Here is a 15,732-nt window from a genome sequence, read left to right as displayed (position 1 = left end):
TCAGAACCCGCACCATTAAAGATTAAAAAACAAATAGGGTTCTATGACTAACCAAAGTAGTCTCAATTTCGAAGACCTTAACCTTAGTATTGGGCAGATAATTCAAATTCATCCTAGTCCCAACTCAAAGGAGCGGTTTGACTGCATGCTTGTAGGGTGCCTGCCCGGTGAAGCCGTTATGATTACAGCTCCACCTTCGGGGGAGTTTCCTATTGTGAAAGAGGGGCAAAAAGTTGCAATTCGGGTGATGTCATCCAATGGGGTTGCATTGTTTCCAACTACAGTTTTATTCGTGGGCGATGTACCTGTTTTTATGGTGTACCTCGACTTCCCCAAAGCTATTCAATTTAAGCTTGTTCGCAATGCCACGCGAGTGGATGTTGCCTTACCCATTTTGGTGTCCAATAAATCTCGCCAAGGCGTGCGAGGTGTGGTGGGCAAAATAACGGATATTAGTACCACTGGTGCTCGCATTAATGTGTTTGATGATGTGGGAGAGGCCGGCGAGCTCATTGAGTTAAAAGGTAAGTTTGAAGTTGGCGAAATTCGACGCAAAGTAAATGTAGAAGCAATTATCCGCTCTAAACCAGAAATTACCGGTGAAGTGGTTACCTATGGCGTGGAGTTTCATGAAGAAGACGAAGAAAAGTTAATCGTACTTTTTGGGTTTATTTTTAGTGCAATCGCTTATGGTAAATCGCAAACCGTTCGTTAGTTATATTACTTCCAGCGCTCTACTAATGGCTTTTATTTCGCCAAGCAGTTGGGCTGTGGAAGAAAATAGGTTGTGGCTGCCTGTGAAATACCAAGGCCTGTATTTGCCATTAAAGCGAGCCGCACAAGCTGCTGAATCTTTAGATAGGTGTACTAAAGTGCTGCAGGGCACAATAGATCGTGAGCAAAGTAAACCTGACCACCCTATATTTAGAATTTTATGTAAGCAAGATTCAGGGCTTACCTATAACGAAATGGTAGATGGGCTGACAATGGAAACGCTCACAACCATTATACCTGTAGAGGTCGTGCTTACGCCCGAAGAGCTTGAGCAGCAGCGTATAGCAGAAGAAAAACGACTCGTCGAAGAGCGCGAAGCGAATAAAAAACGTTTATTTAAACTGTGCGACCAAGCGCTAAAGGCGGACGCAGAGTTTATGACAGGCCTACACTGGTATTACGAAGGCTTTATAGAACCCGAGAGCGTTGAAGATGATGTGGCGTTATTCGCGCTAGACTTTGACGCTACTAATCCCGATGGTAAACCTCTTCAATACAGGGCTTACTGCTCTGCAGATGGTATTGCCCCCCCAAAATTACGGATAAAAAAACGCCCCGCGAATACAGCTAAAGACTAATCTTTTGGCCGACTGGCAGGGCGATTAGCGGTGCAAAGGCACCGCCATATCTAGCTTCTACTAATTAAGCTTTTTTGGCTGGGCGACCACGACGCTTAGCTGGTGCTGCCTTCTTTGCCGGTGCTTTCTTGGCTGCTGCTTTCTTTACAGGTGCTTTTTTAGCAGCGGCAGGTTTAGCTACTTTTTTAACTGCAGGCTTTTTGGCGGTAGCTTTTTTCGCTGCTGCTTTTTGCTTTGCCGCCGCTTTTTTTGCTGCCAGTTTGGCTTTCGCTGCTGCCTTTTTAGCTGCTGCTTTTTCTTTAGCTGCGGCCTTTTTGGCTGCTACTTTAGCTTTCGCTCCTGCCTTTTTAGCTGCCAATTTCTCTTTCGCGGCGGCTTTTTTCGCTGCTGCTTTTTCTTTAGCTGCTGCAGCTTTTGCTTTTTTGGCTTCTGCTTTGGCTAATGCTGCTTCTTCTTTAGCTATAACCTTGGCTACGGCTGCTGCACGTTTGGCTTCTGCCTTAGCTGCTGTTACTGCTGCTTTTGCGTCGGCTAATACAGTTTTAGCTGCCTTTAGAGCTGCGGCTTCAGTATCTGCAGCTTTTTTAGCGGCTTGCACTTGCTTAGCTTGTGCTGGAGTTTTCTTCTTGGCGCGAACTGCATTTAATTTAGCTTTTGCAGAAGCTGCTTTTTTAGCAGCAGCGGCTGCCGCTTTAGTGGCCTTTGCGAGCTCGGCCTCTAAACTTTTATTTTTCGCTGCACGAGCTTTGGTAAGTTGATCGGTTAGCTGCGCTAGTTGAGATTCCAATGCTGCTACTGGGTCTGTTGCTTTTGCTTTTTTAGCTGCCATGATTATTGCCTCAAGGAGTTATTGGTTGAACTATTCAAAACGACGGTACCATACGAAATGTAGGAAAAATTTCAAGCATATACCAGAAAATTTGTGAAAATATATGAAAATAAACGCTTTTTTATTCGTTTTTAATGGTTGTGGGCAAAGTTAAAGGTGTTAACGGCTTTTATTTGGCTGTAGTTTTTAGGTTTTAAAATTAAAAAGTAAGAGGTTGGATTGTGTTTTTACCTAAAAATAGCCCCGTTACGAGAAGTGATAGTTGTATTTTTAAGTGCTGTTTATTCTTCTAATTATTGTTTGTGAAAGGTTTTAAGTTACTTATTGGTCGGCCGGATGTTTAAATAAGTCTAGTTGTAACGCTCCTTCTTCGTCATTTAAATCTAAAATACGAACGCCCATTCCTATCAGTCGAACAGGTTTTTTCCCTCGTTCAAATCCTTCTTTTAACAGTTGCGTATAATCAGAAATACGCGCGCTCGTGCCTACTCGTTCTATTGTGGTGGTAGAAAAGTCATTAAATTTGATTTTTGTGAAGGCTTTTACCACTTTGTAGCGGTCGCTTAGCTTATTTAGCCTGCTTTTAAGTTCAACAAATAGCGGGGGTAGGCTTTCAATGCATTGCTCAATATTTTCTAGGTCGTTTGGGAAGGTGTGTTCAACACTTAGGGATTTTCGTGACCGCGAAGGCTTTACCTCGCGTTTATCTATCCCTCGGCACAGCTCAAATAACCGTTGACCAAAGCTTCCAAAATGCTCGCTAAGCTCTATTTGGCTTTTATTTTTTAGATCTCTACAGGTGTATAGCCCCAGTTTGGCCATTTTTTGTTGGGTTACCTTGCCAACGCCAAATATTTTACTTACCGGTAGCGTGAGTACAAATTCTTCGGTTTTTTCGGGCGGAATAACGGTTAGGCCATTGGGTTTATTTATATCGCTTGCTATTTTGGCTAAAAACTTACAGTTTGCCGCGCCAGCAGATACCGTTATGCCTACGTCTTTATGAATACGCTGTTTTATTTCTTTCGCTATTAGTGTTGCGCTGCCATAGTGTTTACTGCAGCCAGAAACATCTAAGAAGGCTTCGTCAAGGGATAAAGGCTCGACTAAATCGGTATAGTCATAAAATATTTCACGCATTTGCATTGAGGCAAGGCGGTACTTCTCCATATTGTGCGGCAATATAATTAAATCGGGGCACAGTCTTAACGCATGTGCAGATGCCATCGCAGAGCGCACGCCATATTCTCTGGCTTCGTAATTACAGGTCGAAATTACTCCACGGCGGTCGCTGCGGCCACCCACCGCTATTGGGCGACCCATTAAACTCGGGTCGTCGCGCATTTCTATCGCAGCAAAAAAACAATCGGCATCGCAGTGAATGATTTTTCGTGACATGGGGTGTCCGTCGGTTTTCTGTATAACTTGTAGCTAGAAGCCTTTTAACACAGGCGGTAAGATCGAAAAGACGGGAGAGGTGAGTAGGGCGTTTGAGTATTAGGCCAAACGCCCTAAATGCTAAATAGTATTAGTTACGGCCTACACTTCGAAAGAAAAGCCTTGTTTAGTGAGTTGCTCGTATATTTCTTTATCAAAACGGTACAGTGCGGCGGCTCGGTGCGGTACATCTTTTTGTTTTTCATTACAGGGTACTAATAAGCCCATTTTGGTCATTTTTCTGCGGAAGTTGGGTTTATCGAGTTTTACGTCCAATATGGCTTCGTACAATTCTTGCAGTTGTAGAAGAGTAAATTTTTCTGGTAAAAGGTTAAAACCTATAGGCTCGTGTTGAACTTTATGTTTTAAGCGGCCCAAGCCAAATTCTAAAATTTCGTCATGGTCGTATATAAGGTGTTCGCGCTGGCTAACTTTCTGCCATTCAACGTGCGATGCGGTAAAACCGGCAATCAAATTGTAATCTTCTGCACGCACCAATGCATAGTAGGCGATAGTAACCACGCGCTCCCCGGGGAAGCGGTCTACACCACCAAAGGCTTGCAGTTGCTCTAGGTAAATATTATCTAAGCCGGTTAAATCTTTAAGGAGGCGAGATGCCGCTGCATCTAGGTCTTCATCGACTAAAATAAACCCACCCGGCAGTGCCCAGCCACCTTTGCTAATACCTTCGCCGTGGCGAACAACCAACACCTCTAACTCGCCATTATTCAAGCCAAAAACCACACAGTCGATGGACACTTCTTTAATAACATTGCTAGAGCTGCATGAGGGTTGGTAATAGCTTTCTTTGCTGGGTGCTTTATCTAGGTTTTCACTCATTGACTGGAAGCCTTCTTTGTTTTTTTAATAGAAAACGGGCGATGGGTTGGAGGTATAGCTACACCTATTAATAAATGCAGCAGAAGTACCACACACCTCTTAATGCGCCAAAGGCTGCGAGTATACCTTCGCAATCCGCGTCAACGCTAGTGCGGGGCTTGTTTTGGCCGTAATAGTGCGTGTTAAACAGGGTTATAGGCAGGTTAATAAGTGCATAAAAAATAGCTTTCTGTGGCTTGTGGTCAAACATACAATAAGAGTATACTATGAGCCATAGTCAGCTAGAGTTAGTTTGTTACACAGCGCTAAGCGCGGCCAAAAACCTAGCTAAACACGAATTGGAGCAGGGTAAATGATATTTTTAGGGCTCGATATAGGTAGTTCTTCGGTAAAAGTTGCACTGCTCGATGGTGAAACTGGCCGCTGTTTAGGCGCAGTTCAACAGCCAGAGCAGGAATTTAAAATCGATGCGCCTCAGACAGGTTGGGCAGAACAAGCGCCTACCATGTGGTGGGATGCTACCGTCGCCGGTATCAAACAGCTTATTGCGCAAAACCCAGGTGCCGGTGAGCGTATAAGTGCCATAGGTATTTCATACCAAATGCACGGCTTGGTGGTTGTAGATAAGCAAGGCGAGGTTTTACACCCTTCTATTATTTGGTGCGATAGTCGCGCCGCGCAAACTGGTGCTGCTGCATATGCCGAATTGGGTGAACAGTGGTGCATGAGCAACCTGCTTAACTCGCCCGGTAATTTCACCTTTGCCAAATTAAAGTGGCTGGCTGAAAACCGCCCAGAGGTTTTCGCGAAAATTGATAAAATTATGTTGCCTGGCGATTACATCGCAATGCGTTTAACAGGCGAAGCCACAACAACACCTAGTGGTTTATCTGAAGGTGTAATGTGGAACTTCCAAAATCAATCTGCGGCGGTAGATGTATTTGACCGTTTAGGTGTAAACCCTAACCTTATTCCTGCTATTAAACCTAATTTCGGCGAGGCAGGGCAGGTATCGAGTGAGGTGGCTAACGCCTTGGGTATTAACCCCGCAGCAAAACTTACCTATCGCGCCGGCGACCAGCCCAACAATGCTTTCAGTTTAAATGTGCTTGAGAGCGGCGAATTTGCCACCACTGCGGGTACCTCGGGTGTGGTTTATGCGGTTACAGATAAAAACATTTCTGATAGGCAGCAACGTATTAATAGTTTTTTACACGTAAACCATCAGCCGCAATCACCTACAGTTGGCTTACTGGCATGTATAAATGGTGCGGGGCGCATGAATAGCTGGTTGCGCAATTTGTTTGTAGAAGCCGGCAGCGATATTAGTTACGCAAGTATGAGTGATGTGGCAAACAAAGCTCCCATCGGTAGCGAAGGCTTAGTAGTGCATCCGTTTGGTAATGGTGGCGAGCGAATGTTTGGTAATAAATTGCTGCAGGCGGAAATATCAGGCTTAGACTTAAATCGTCACGGTTTGTCGCACATTTCACGCGGCGTGCAAGAAGGTGTGGCCTTTGCCATGGCAATGGGCACAGAAATGATTAACAACATGGGGGTGGCCGCGCATGTTATTCGCGCAGGCAAGGCTAACATGTTTTTAAGCCCCGTATTTAGTGCTGCATTTGTGAATGCAACGGGTACACCCGTAGAGCTATACGACACCAATGGCGCAGAGGGTGCGGCCCGCGGTGCAGGTTGGGCGAGTGGGTATTACACCTCGCGCGAAGAAGCATTTAGCTGTTTAGAAAAATTAAGCGTAATAGAGCCAGATCAAACTACTGCGCAGCAATATCAAGATGCATACACGTCTTGGAAGAACAAATTAGCCCTTTAGTAAGGGCGATTACTAACAGAACTTAGGCAATACAATAACGAGGATACAAGCGATGAGCGTAGTACTTGGCGATAAAGAATACTTCCCCGGTGTGGGCAAAATTGAATTTGAAGGCCCAGATTCCGACAACCCATTTGCATTTAAATATTACGATGAGAACCGTGTAGTTGCCGGCAAAACATTAAAAGAGCACTTTAAGTTCTCTGTATGTTACTGGCACACGTTCTGCGGCACAGGTGCTGATCCATTTGGCCCTGGCCCATTGCAATTCCCGTGGAACAAGGCCGACACCGCAGACGCGCGCGCGCGTTTAAAAATGGATGCGGCATTTGAATTTATCACCAAGTTGGGCGCGCCTTATTACTGTTTCCACGATATCGATTTAGTTGAAGAGGGCGCGAGTCGCCAAGAAACTCAACGCCGTGTACAAACGATTGTTGAATACGCAAAAGAGAAGCAAGCGGCTTCTGGCGTTAAGTTGCTTTGGGGCACCGCTAACTTATTTTCCAACCCACGTTATATGAATGGTGCATCTACAAACCCAGATTTTAACGTTGTTGCTTATGCTGGCGCGCAGTTAAAAGATGCACTTGATGCAACCATTGCGCTAGATGGTGAGAACTATGTTTTTTGGGGTGGCCGTGAAGGCTACATGAGCCTTTTAAATACCGATATGGGCAGAGAGCAAGAGCATTTGGCTCGCTTTTTAACTATGGCCAGAGATTACGCTCGTGGCCAAGGTTTTACCGGTAATTTCTTTATCGAGCCTAAACCAATGGAGCCTTCCAAGCATCAGTACGATTTTGACAGTGAAACCGTAATTGGTTTCTTGCGTCATCACGGTTTGGATAAAGACTTTAAATTAAATATAGAAACAAACCACGCCACACTTGCTAACCATACTATGGATCACGAAATGACCGTAGCGGCTAATGCGGGCATGCTAGGTAGCATTGATGCAAACCGCGGTGATTATCAAAATGCTTGGGATACCGACCAGTTCCCTTACAACATTAACGAAACCGTTGAAATGATGATGGTAGTGCTGCGTGCAGGAGGGTTCCAAGGTGGTGGAGTAAACTTTGATGCTAAGCGCCGTCGTAATTCTACCGACCTAGAGGATACCTTCCACGGCCATATAGGCGGTATGGATACTTTCGCGCGCGCACTAATTATTGCAGACAGAATTATTAGTGAAAGCAAAATCGAAAGTATGCGCAAAGAACGTTATGCTTCTTTTGATAGCGGCGCTGGTAAACAATTTGAAACGGGCGCTCTAGATTTAGCTGCCCTAGCCGAAATAGGTAACGCGATTGGTGAGCCTGCATTAACCAGTGGTAAGCAGGAGTACTACGAGAACATTATTAACCAATATATTCGTTAAGTTTATTTTTATTGTTAGTCCGTGCTTAAGCCCCTTTTAAAGGGGCTTTTTTTATGGGCGATGACTTCTTTGGTTCCTCCCCCCCTAACTTCTCTTCGAAATGCACAACAGCCGCTCGTCGCTCGCGTTACATACTGCTAGTTATCTCTCCGGTTTGAATTCGTTTATGAACTAACTGTTTGCGCTATATGCATGGCGTTTTTTAGACGAGAAAAATATAGTGTAAGCGTGGTTTTATATGTGGCGCAGTGGTTTATCTATAAATAAATGTGTGCCATAATTGATTTATATGGTTTATATGACAATAAGGGGGTGAGAGAGGCTCTACCCTTCTTTTTGAATCGGTGTTTAGAATATAAAACGCCTGTGTTAGCATGGCTAAAAGGCATTCCAAGCAACAAAACTAATAATATGGACTAAGCGTCATGTATAAGCGTTGTGGAGTACTAAAAACCGCTTTCACTTTTGCAGCTGCAGTGCTTACTGCCGTTGTATGCGCTAGTACTGTTGCGGCTAAAAGCTTGCCTATTTGGTTTGGTGCGCCTGCTTTAGATTGGGAAAGCGAAGGCCTACCAATGGGCAATGGTGCAATGGGCATTGTTGTAACGGGGGAGGTTGCGCGCGAAACATTGCAATTAAACGAAAAAACCTTATGGACAGGTGGCCCAGGCGCGAAAGGTTACAATTTTGGTTTGCCTACCGATTCTATAAAGCAAGATGTAGCGCATGTAAGGCAGCAAATTACCTTGCATAATGGAATAGACCCGCAAACCGCTGCGGATAAGCTAGGCCAAAACATGCATGGCTATGGCCACTACCAAAGTTTTGGTGAGCTAGATATTCAATACAACGATCAAACTGGGGCGGTTTCTAATTACGTACGCAGTTTAGATTTAACCCAAGGCGTCGCAACGGTTGCCTACACACGCAACAATACGCACTACAAGCGTGAATATTTTGTTAGTTATCCTCAGCAAGCTGCAATAGTAAAACTTTCTGCATCTAATAAACAAAGTATTAGCTTTGACTTAGGAGTGCGCGTACACCCAAATCGCACAATAGAAACTCAAGTTAAAAGGGGCGTGCTCACTTTTAGCGGCAAGCTATTTGATAACAACCTGCAATATATTGGCAAGGTGCAAATAGTTGTTGATGGTGGGGAGCTAACAGAAAATGAAAAAACTGGCCGTATACAAGTAAGCCGCGCCAACAGTGCAGTTATTTCTATTGTGGCTGGCACTAATTATGCCCAAGCCTACCCGCATTATCGGGGGAGGCTTCCTGTAAAAACACTAGATAAAAACTTAGAAAAAATTAAAGCGTCCGAGTACAGCGCCCTGTTGGCAGAGCATCTTACTGATTACACAGCGCTGTTTGGGCGTGTAGAGCTATCATTAATTGAAAACGCGGAATCCTATTTACTGGCAAAGCCCACTCCCGAGTTACTTAAGCAATATAAAGGTGAGGGCAGTGCGCCTGAACGCGCATTAGAGCAGTTGTACTTTCAATTTGGTCGCTATTTGCTAATTGCATCTTCACGTAATGGGTCTCTACCTGCAAATTTGCAGGGCGTATGGAATAACTCCGCAACTCCTCCTTGGAATGCCGACTATCACGTCAATATCAACTTACAAATGAACTACTGGCCCGCGCAAGTAACCAACTTGGGCGAGACAGCGCTGCCGTTTTTCGACTTTATAGATTCACTCGTAGAGCCCGGCAAGCAAAGTGCGCAAAAAGTGTTTGGCGCACGCGGTTGGACGCTGTTCCTTAATACCAATATTTTTGGTTATACCGGCTTAATCGAATGGCCCACCGCATTTTGGCAACCCGAAGCGGCTGCATGGTTGGCGCAACACTATTTTGAGCATTACCAGTTTTACCAAGACAACACATTTTTAAAAGAGCGCGCATACCCAGTAATGAAAGAGGCAGCGTTGTTTTGGGTAGATGTACTTGTGGCCGACCCCAATACAGGCTTGCTTGTGGTGTCGCCAAGCTTTAGCCCAGAGCAGGGGCCGTTTGTAAGTGGTGCGGCTATGTCGCAACAAATAGTGTTTGATTTGTTTACCAATGTTGTCGAGGCGGCGAACCTTGTTGGCGATGCGGAATTCAAAAAACTTATACAAGCAAAACTAGCTAAATTGGACCCAGGTACGCGCATTGGTTCGTGGGGGCAATTGCAGGAATGGCAGCAAGACATAGACGATAAAACCAATAAACATCGTCATATATCCCATCTTTTTGCACTGCACCCTGGCGATCAAATTTCTGTGCAAGCTACCCCGGCTTTTGCTGAAGCCGCCAAAGTAAGTTTGAACGCCCGTGGCGATGAAGGTACGGGTTGGAGTCGAGCGTGGAAAGTGAATTTTTGGGCGCGCTTACTTGATGGCGACCGCGCACATAAATTACTTGCCGGCCAGCTTATGGGCAGCACCTTACCAAATTTATGGGACACCCATCCGCCGTTTCAAATTGATGGCAACTTCGGCGCTACGGCCGGCATGGCAGAAATGTTAATTCAATCCCACACCGGTCAAATAACACTTTTACCTGCTTTGCCAAAGCAATGGCAAACGGGTGCTGTTACCGGCCTGCGAGCGCGAGGCGATGTACAGGTAAGTATGCGCTGGGCCAATAGCAAACTTATTGATGCCACTCTTGTAGCGGGTAAGTCACAGCCTATAAATTTAGCTCTACCAAATTCGTGCACTAGCCCGACAGTTAAGCCGCAAGGTAGCAATAAAAATAAAGTGACGGTGAGTATAGCCAACACAGCGGTGGTGTTTTCCGCAACGCGTGGCCAGCTGTATCGCGTAACTTGCTCGAATAAATAAATTTTTCTCGTAGAGCACGGGTGCTAGAGGATGCTCTAAATCATGGACGCAGCCAGCGGGGGAGCTGGTAGGTACTACTTACAATAACAACACAATCAATAATAAATAGAGGAACACCACAGTGGAAAATAAAAAAAGTATATTGGCCTTATCTGGCCGCATCACAACATCTGCATCGTTACTAGCTATGTGTGTAATGGGGGTGGTTAACCCTGTTCATGCGCAAGAACAAGAAACAAAAGAGTTAGAAGAGGTAATTGTTACCGGTATGCGCCAAAGTATTTTGAGTGCGCAACAAATTAAACGCGATTCGAATGTAGTTGTAGATTCAATCGTAGCGGAAGATATAGGCAAGCTACCAGATCGCAGTGTAACCGAAGCACTGGCGCGTATACCGGGCATTAGTGTTTCCCGTTACGAAGACCTTGGTGACCCAGAGCATTTTGCTGGCGAAGGCTCTGGTGTCTTAGTGCGCGGTATGTCGCAGGTTCGCGGTGAATTAAACGGCAGAGAAATATTCTCTGCTGATGGTGGTCGGGGTCTTAGTTTTGATGATGTTCCCGCAGAGTTAATGAGTGGTGTGGATGTATATAAAAGCCCATCGGCAGATATGATTGAAGGCGGCTTAGGTGGTGTAGTGAATTTGCGTACACGCTTGCCTTTCGATTCAGATGGTCAACTTATTAGTGCCACATTAAAAGGTAACTACGGCGATTTAATCGACGAAGCGAACCCCGAATATTCTGCTTTGTATAGTAACCGCTGGGATACCGATGCTGGTGAAATAGGTTTTTTGGTGGACGTATCTTCCTCCAAGTTGGCGAGCCGCGCAGACAATATTTACACCAGAGCATTTTTGCCGCGAACAGACTTAGACGTGGATGGCTTTGATACAGTGTACGTACCTAAAGGTGTGGATTGGCGTAGAAACGACTACGAAAGAAAACGCACCGGTGCATATGTGGCTGTTCAGTGGGCGCCAAATGCCGATGTAGAATTTACCTATACCGGGTTTACAAGCACGCATAAAAGTCGGTGGGACGAAAACGCCTTTTTTATTGACTCGGGTGCAGATTCAAACTTGTTCTTAACATCACAGTCAACATCCGAAGGCGCGCAGCCGTGGGTGTTTGATGATGGTGGTTCGTTAGTAAGCGGCACCATCACCACTGCGCACAATAATTTCGGTAGCACAGATTTCACTACCGATAATACATTTGGTGTACCTTTTGGTACCAGTAGCCGTTATTCCGCAAGTGATGCAACCACCACAGATCACTCTTTGGCGGCTATGTGGCAGGTATCAGACCGATTAAAAATATCTTCAAGCTTGCAAATGGTTGATTCAACGGCCGACGTTGATGACAACACATTAGGCTTAATTACCTTCCCAGATGAAATTACGGTGAGTGGTTTGAATGGCACTCCCTCAATAACAGCGGGCGGCTTTTTAGATAACTTGAATAATTATTCGCATGGTCAATCTATGGTTATGCGCAAGAAAAACGAAGCTAAATCTAAGGCGTTGCGTATTGATGCGGAATACGACTTTGAAGATTCAATCGTTAGTTCTGTTAAAGCGGGTGTGCGCTTTACGGATAAATCTGCCTACAACGCCGGTGGCGATTACAACTGGTCAGCGCGTTACCAGCCTTGGCAAATAGGCTCCGAAGATTGGCGTCCATTTAACCACACAGATGATTTTCCGCGTTTACAGAACGAAAACTTTGTTAAATACATCGAGTTTGATAATTTTCAACGCGGTGGTACTGCAGTGCCCAGTTCAGCTTACTTAATTGATCACTCCTTATTGCAAGACATGGAAGCCACAACCGCAGCCATAGATGCAATTACGCCAAACGGTTGCTGCTCTAACGATTTTAGTGTGTTTGATTTTACCAATGTAGATAACAGCAACACGCAAAATGAAAAAACATCGGCTATTTATGCCATGGCTAATTTCAACTTCGACGATGTGGTTGACGGCAACATAGGTGTGCGTGTTGTTAAAACCGAAAACGTGGCCGATGGTTATATTCGCTTCCCTAATTCGTTTGAAGTAAAAACCGGCGAAGTGGATGGTGAGGGCAACGATGTAACAATTACCCCATTTGCGGCTGATGATCTTCCCTACGATGCAAAAAATGACTATACCCATGTGCTTCCTAATTTGAATGTGCGCTGGAAGCTTACCGATGAAGTTATTTTGCGTTTCGCTGCAGCAAAAACCATTTGGCGGCCAGAGTTTAATCGCTTAAAAGCGGTAATGAATTTGAGTGCAGACTGGGCTCAAGGCCAGTCGGAAGTATTGGCAGACGAATTTGATCCATCTCTTGTGCGTTTTAGTTTGTCGGCCGACGGCAACCCCAACTTGGTGCCAATGGAATCAAACCAAAATGATCTTAGCCTTGAATGGTATTTTGATGAAAACGGCGGAATGGCTCACCTTAATTTGTTCCGCAAAAATATTAGTAATTACTTCCGCGATGTGCCAGATGGCAATATTCCAAGCTTTGGCGGTTACACAAACATTGCAACCTCGGGTGCAGCTAATATCGGCTCGGGCAAAATTAAAGGGGCTGAAGTTGGCGTAACCAAATTCTTTGATGAATTGCCCAAGCCGTTCGATGGTCTTGGTTTAGCCGCAAACTACACCTATATCGATAGCCAAGAAGATATAGCTGAAGGTTTGGGAAGTGTCGATACCGACGGCTCAGCATTTAATGACATTCCGCTGGCGGGGTTATCAGAAAACTCCTACAACTTTGTGTTGATGTACGACATCGAAGGGTTCTATAGCCGCTTGGCATACAACTGGCGCAGTGAATACTTAGTAGCGGTTGCGCCGAATGGATGGAATGGCACCGACAACGGTATTACCTGGGGCTTGCCTATTTACAACAAAGATTACGGCCAGCTTGACTTAAGTTTGGGGTACAACTTTAACGATAATATTTCTGTTAATTTTGAAGCTTCAAACATTGGTAAAGCAAATACCGAGGGTGTAATGCGACAAAACGGCGCTGGCGATCACACTGCTTACGTTTATTCGCAGGATGTACGGTATGGCCTAGCTTTGCGCGTAACTTTTTAATTTGGACTAATTTGTAATGTTTGCTTTGCCTGCGGGGCAGCATATTACTTAGCGATTTAGTTCGTTACCGCAGGTATATCTAAGTTTGCTGTTGTTTAGCGGCTTAGGTATTCCTCTAGTGTTTTACTTAAAGCTACATGGCTTGAAGTGCAACGCTATATGGTTGACTAGCAGCCCAAGGATTGGGCAAATATTGTGGCGCCCACACTCGTATTATCACGAATGCTGGGCGCTATTTTTATCAGGTGGCAATACTCGTTAGTTTACCTAAGCTTTACGTTTGTAGGGTTATTCTTGGTTTTGCATATAAAACGGTATTTGTTATGGTTTTGAGTCAAGACATTCTAAAAGCAATTAAGCAGTTGGCGTTTCTATGGTAATTAATCGGTTAATAAAATTAGCAATCTTTTCAATCTCTCTCGTCTCGCTGTTAGGTGCGAGTTCTGTGTGGGCTGCGAAAGGGGCAATGCCAGAGTTGGTGAATAAAAATGGGCGCTTTGCCTTAATGGTAGATGGCGAGCCTTTTCTAATATTAGGTGCACAAACTAATAACTCGGCAAACTATGTAGCGGCGCTAAAAGACGTGTGGCCGGTATACGAAAAAATGAACGCAAATACGCTTGTTATTCCAGTCGCATGGGAGCAAGTAGAGCCGCAAGAGGGCGAATTCGACTTTTCATTCGTCGACGAATTACTAAAACAGTCGCGTAAGAACGATGCGCGATTAGTGTTGCTATGGTTTGCAACATGGAAAAACAACGCGCCGCACTATGCGCCAGCGTGGGTGAAGTTGGATGATAAACGCTTTCCGCGAGTAATAAAGCAGGATGGCGATACACTAAACTCGCTTTCGCCTATACACCGCTCTACCTTAGAGGCCGATAAAAAGGCGTTCACAAAATTAATGGCTCACCTTAAAAAGGTAGATAAGCAGCGCACCGTAATTATGGTGCAGGTAGAAAACGAGGTAGGTACCTATGGCGCTGCCCGCGATTATTCTAAGGCTGCGCAAAAAGTGTTTAATGCTCCGGTTCCAGCCAAGCTGGTAAACGACTTGAATGTGCCAGCAGGTACATGGCCTGAGGTGTTTGGTAGCGATGCCGATGAGTTTTTTCATGCCTACCATATAGCGGCATATGTAAATGAAATTGCCGAAGCAGGTAAAAAAACATACAACCTGCCGTTGTACGTCAATGTTGCACTGCGCAACCCGTTCAACCCTGGTAAACCCGGGCAATATTCCAGCGGCGGCCCCACCGACAACGTACTCGATATTTGGAAGTCGGCCGGTGAGAGTATCGATCTAATCGCACCAGATATTTATTTCCGCGATCACAAAACCGTAACTAAAGTGTTGGATTTATACGCGCGTGAAGATAACGCCTTATATGTGGCAGAAATTGGCAACGACCAACCTTTTGCTCGTTTTTTTTGGGATACCCTAGGCCGTAACGGAATTGGCTTTGCGCCATTTGGAATGGACTATACCGATTACTACAACTACCCATTAGGTGCACAGAATATGAGTGATGAAACCATCGCTCATTTCGGCGAGCTATACGGGTTATTTAAGCCTATGACAAAGGCGTGGGCCAAAATAAGTTTTGAGCATAAAGTGTGGGGCGTATCGGAACCTGTAGACAGTCAAGCGGCCAACGCCAAAATATGGAATGCCGAAGCTTCAACGCCAGACGAAGCAAAACAAGCGATAGGCGAGAGCTATACCCAAACCTTAGATTTAGGCAAGTGGGATGCTGAAATAACTTACGGTCGCCCCATGTTTTGGATAGAGCCGCCGGTTGGCAATAATCCAGCATCTGGCGGTGCGGTTATAGCGCAGCTAGGTGAAGATGAGTTTTTAGTAACTGGTTATCGCGCTAGGGTTACCTTTAATCCTTCGCAGGAAATTAAAAATAGTAAACATATGATTGTGCGGGTTGAAGAAGGTCACTTTGATAACAACGGAAAGTGGGTTTTTGAGCGAGTATGGAACGGTGACCAAACCGATTGGGGGTTGAATTTCACTTCAAATAAGCACGTATTAAAAGTAAAACTTGCTACCTATGTGGCGGGTGAGCGGTAACCACTATATTTAATTTAAAGTACAAGCTAATCAGGCAAT

Annotated in this window: 10 protein-coding genes; 7 read left to right on the top strand and 3 right to left on the bottom strand. The window is 45.0% G+C overall.

The features are described 5' to 3' along the window. The first annotated feature begins 43 nt into the window (after positions 1-43). Both SDE_RS13135 and SDE_RS13130 read left to right on the top strand, forming a co-directional pair. On the top strand, positions 44-715 hold the full coding sequence (locus SDE_RS13135; RefSeq protein WP_011468987.1) for a flagellar brake protein: 672 nt from the start codon (positions 44-46) through the stop codon (positions 713-715). Next, positions 690-1,352 (top strand): hypothetical protein, encoded by a 663-nt coding sequence (locus SDE_RS13130; protein ID WP_041324689.1) that lies wholly within the window; start codon positions 690-692, stop codon positions 1,350-1,352. The genes SDE_RS13135 and SDE_RS13130 overlap by 26 nt, the downstream gene beginning before the upstream one ends. Before the next feature lie 64 nt (positions 1,353-1,416). On the opposite strand, the gene SDE_RS13125 is transcribed toward SDE_RS13130, so the two are convergent. The 3 genes from SDE_RS13125 to SDE_RS13115 all read right to left on the bottom strand — a co-directional run bounded on the left by SDE_RS13125 (position 1,417) and on the right by SDE_RS13115 (position 4,458). After that, the gene (locus SDE_RS13125; RefSeq protein WP_011468985.1) at positions 1,417-2,181 is read right to left on the bottom strand and encodes a hypothetical protein; all 765 of its coding nucleotides are present in this window, start codon (positions 2,179-2,181) and stop codon (positions 1,417-1,419) included. Positions 2,182-2,502: 321 nt separating this feature from the next. Next, positions 2,503-3,579, bottom strand: coding sequence for a DNA polymerase IV (gene dinB, locus SDE_RS13120; RefSeq protein WP_011468984.1), 1,077 nt, complete (start codon positions 3,577-3,579; stop codon positions 2,503-2,505). A 141-nt stretch (positions 3,580-3,720) separates the two neighbouring features. After that, positions 3,721-4,458, bottom strand: coding sequence for an NUDIX hydrolase (locus tag SDE_RS13115; protein WP_011468983.1), 738 nt, complete (start codon positions 4,456-4,458; stop codon positions 3,721-3,723). Positions 4,459-4,810: 352 nt separating this feature from the next. Here SDE_RS13115 and SDE_RS13105 point away from each other — a divergent pair, with 352 nt between their 5' ends. From SDE_RS13105 to SDE_RS13080, 5 genes are all read left to right on the top strand, one after another. After that, a complete protein-coding gene (locus SDE_RS13105) occupies positions 4,811-6,295 on the top strand; it encodes a xylulokinase (protein ID WP_011468982.1) in 1,485 nt (494 codons plus the stop codon). A 52-nt stretch (positions 6,296-6,347) separates the two neighbouring features. Further along, positions 6,348-7,679, top strand: coding sequence for a xylose isomerase (xylA, locus tag SDE_RS13100; protein WP_011468981.1), 1,332 nt, complete (start codon positions 6,348-6,350; stop codon positions 7,677-7,679). A 425-nt stretch (positions 7,680-8,104) separates the two neighbouring features. Next, entirely contained in the window at positions 8,105-10,516 is a 2,412-nt protein-coding gene (locus tag SDE_RS13095) for a glycoside hydrolase family 95 protein (RefSeq protein ID WP_011468980.1), read from the top strand. A gap of 121 nt (positions 10,517-10,637) precedes the next feature. Next, a complete protein-coding gene (locus SDE_RS13090) occupies positions 10,638-13,610 on the top strand; it encodes a TonB-dependent receptor (protein WP_049762643.1) in 2,973 nt (990 codons plus the stop codon). A gap of 445 nt (positions 13,611-14,055) precedes the next feature. Next, a complete protein-coding gene (locus tag SDE_RS13080) occupies positions 14,056-15,693 on the top strand; it encodes a DUF5597 domain-containing protein (RefSeq protein ID WP_226986425.1) in 1,638 nt (545 codons plus the stop codon). Positions 15,694-15,732: the final 39 nt, after the last annotated feature.

The organism is Saccharophagus degradans 2-40 (genome assembly GCF_000013665.1).
Taxonomy (GTDB): Bacteria; Pseudomonadota; Gammaproteobacteria; order Pseudomonadales; family Cellvibrionaceae; genus Saccharophagus; species Saccharophagus degradans.
Note: the sequence above shows the minus strand (reverse complement) of the source record. Positions and strands in the feature narration are given on the sequence as shown.